The organism is Bradyrhizobium sp. BRP19, from assembly GCF_020194195.1.
Lineage (GTDB): Bacteria > Pseudomonadota > Alphaproteobacteria > Rhizobiales > Xanthobacteraceae > Bradyrhizobium > Bradyrhizobium yuanmingense.
In genome coordinates this window covers 1-1,467 of record NZ_JADYVZ010000071.1, presented here as the reverse complement: position 1 = coordinate 1,467, position 1,467 = coordinate 1, and the positions used below count along the sequence as shown (strand labels likewise).

Below are 1,467 nucleotides of genomic sequence, written 5' to 3'. Positions count from 1 at the left end.
CACGCCGTTGGCGATGCCGTCGAGCAGGTTGTTGATGTCGCTGGCGCGGTTGTCGAGCGACTGGGCCGTGAAGAAGTTGGTGGGATTGTCCAGGGCCGAGTTGACGCTCTTGCCGGTCGACAGACGGCTCTGGGTGGTGGCGAGAAGATCGGCGGTGGACTGGAGGGAGAGCAGGTTCTGGCGAACCGACGCGGAGAGAACGATACCGGACATTGAGTGTTACCCTTCTGGTACGCAACGCAACAAAACTTCGATTAGGATTAATCGATGGCCGGGACGGTGAACGTTGTGGGCTAACAAAGCATGAAGCGAGTCGCGCCAGGCCCTCCACCGATTCACCATGTGCGCATCCGGAGCCTCAGCGTTCTCACCCATATCGTCATGATAGGACGGTGCTTTTCCGTGCACCGATGAGGCATTTGCGACTTGTCAACCATAACTGAGAGTGAGCAATTGGCTGCATCGAATGCACCGCTGCGACCTTGCCGGGCAGCACTCGCACGCCGGCCCAAAAAGAAAGCGGCGGGGCCGAAGCCCCGCCGCCGGATCTTGCTTGCGATATCGTCCGCGACTTAGCGGAGCAGCTGCAGCACGCTCTGCTGCGACTGGTTGGCCAGCGACAGCGCGGAGACCGCGATCGACTGGCGGGTCGACAGCGCCTGGCTGTTGGCCGCCTCAACATTGGTGTCGGCCAGGGTCAGGTTGGACGAACCGGTCTGCAGCACGTTGATCAGGCTCTTGTTGAAGTCCTGACGGACCTGCACCACCGAGAGATTCGAGCCGAGGCTCGAGGCCTGCGAGCGCAGCGTGCTCGAGGCGGCGTTGAGGTTGGTCAGCACCTTGTTGGTGGCAGCGTTATCGATGAAGTCGACACCGCTGGTCAGCGAGGCGAGGCCCAGACCCTTGGAGTTGTAGGTCACGCCGGTGATGCTGAGGTTCGACTTGCCGGTCTCGTCGAACACCAGCTTGAGCTGGTCGCCGTTCAAGAGGTTGACGCCGTTGAACGAGGAGTCCTGCGCGGTCGTGTCGATCTGGTTCAGGATGTTGTTGAACTGAGACACCAGGTTGGCACGCGAGGTCTGCGCGACGACGTCCTGGACGGGGCTGGAAGCCGTCGAGAACGTCAGCGACGAGGTCAGCGTGCCGCCGATCGCACCACCCGCGGCGCTCGAACCGATGGTCGAGGACGCGTAGTCGTTGGTGGTCGAGATCGTCAGCAGGCCGTTGGCGTCGATCGTCGCCGACAGGTTGTTGGCCTGCAGCTTGGTGTTGAGCTGATCGAGCGTCTTGACCGTGCCGTTGGTGCCGTCGCCGAAGGTGACGTTGACCGCCGTGCCGCCGTTGAAGGAGGTGAAGGTCAAGGTCTTGCCGCTGATGCCGCCGATGCCGGAGGTGCGCGCCGCGGTGAAGGCGGTCGCCGTTCCGGTGTTGCCGGCAAGGCCGAGCGCGTTCAGCGCGTTGCCCGTG

General features: G+C 62.8%; 1 protein-coding gene and 1 pseudogene. Both read right to left on the bottom strand.

Going from position 1 to position 1,467, the window contains the following annotated elements:
* Window positions 1-213, bottom strand: a pseudogene (locus I6F36_RS38530) (flagellar protein); the annotation flags it as partial.
* A gap of 359 nt (window positions 214-572) precedes the next feature.
* Window positions 573-1,467: flagellin (locus I6F36_RS38525; protein ID WP_275945366.1), on the bottom strand; the 895-nt coding region annotated here is incomplete at its 5' end.